Source organism: Acinetobacter sp. 228 (assembly GCF_048147885.1).
Genome location: NZ_JAYWYV010000270.1, coordinates 1 through 1372, shown reverse-complemented (window position 1 = coordinate 1372; position 1372 = coordinate 1). Strand labels below are relative to the sequence as shown.

The window sequence follows — 1372 nt, the reverse complement described above, 5'->3', positions numbered from 1 at the left end:
TATTCAACAGTTTGTACTTGCTCAAAATCAGCGACATCAACTCATTGATGATTTACTCCAGAATATTGATAAAAATATTCAGCAAGCCTTAAAACAGCCTAAATTTGAGATGGACCAATCCGAGGCTGTGTCATGGTGGAAAAAATGGTTCCGTATTGAGAAAGTAGAAACGCCGTCTATTAATTTAATGAACCGAAGTGTAGTGCTTAAAGAAGTGCAATTAAGGCTGTTAATTGCTGAGCAAGCTTTAAACCAAGGAAAAATGGCTGAATATCAAAATGAGTTGCAGACAGTAATGCAAAAACTAAATGAATTACCCGATGCAACTAGCCAACAACTCAAAACCCGTATTGCTAAAGTGGCACATTTATCTGTAGTGCCTGTTCCTAAATTATCGACACTTGGTCTAATCGGCTCATAAGGAGGACATATGAAGCATCTCCTGTGGGTTTACTTTTTAATTAGCTTAGTCCTGTTTGCAGCCTTGGCCTTATTCAGTTATGGCTATGGTATGGGTTATGTCTATATTTACTGGCGGCAATTACAATTGCAAACAAATGTATGGGGATTAGTCTTTACGTTTGTTGTGATGAGCTTTATTGCTCAGGTGATATGGCTTTGGATTAAGCGTTATTCTTCTCGGGAACAAAGAAAGAGAGAGAATATTTTTCAGTTTAAAAACCTTCATCCGTATGAACAATTAGGTATTGTCTGGTTATTAGAGGCTGCTGAAGATCAACGGGTATTTATCGAACGTGTTTTTACTCAATCAGGCCTTCTAAAAAATATTATTGATGCCAAATTTCTAGTTTTAAGTGGAGATTACCAAAAAGCTTTAGAGGCCTTGGATCAATCCCCACCAATGGCTTTTGAGTTAGCAGAATTACAGCGTATTGAAATATTCTTGGCACAAAACGAAGCTGAACGTGCCTTAACCCATCTTGAGTTTTTATATCAGCATCAGTTATCGCCATGGCTTGAAGAAATTGAGACAGCATATCAACAACGTTTAACGGCGCTTTGGGGCCAGCTTGCTTTACAACAACCATGGGTATACTTGCGTTCTATGAAATATGGTTTGTTAGACGCTGAACATCGTGATTTATGGCTACAACAACTTCTTCAACAGTTTGATCAAGCTTCAATTGATGATTTACAAGCACTGCAACAGCGCTATCTGGATTTAGAGTCAGAAATTCAAACCAGACCTTATAGCAGTAAATTGTTATGGTTAAAACTTTTGGCCCGTATGCCAGAAATGAGTATTCAGCATGAAGCATTAACCTTGCATTTACTCAAAGAGCAATTCGATCCGGACGTATTTTACTTATGGTTTCAGCAACAATTGCTTAAGCAGGTTCCTGACTATGCC

1 protein-coding gene and 1 pseudogene are annotated in these 1372 nt (G+C 38.0%); both read left to right on the top strand.

Features of this window, described 5'->3' with window-relative positions:
• Positions 1-421 (top strand): annotated as a pseudogene (locus VXQ92_RS18100) (hypothetical protein); the annotation flags it as partial.
• 9 nt (positions 422-430) lie between these two features.
• The coding region (locus tag VXQ92_RS18095) for a heme biosynthesis protein HemY (protein WP_416682739.1) at positions 431-1372 on the top strand (942 nt) is incomplete at its 3' end.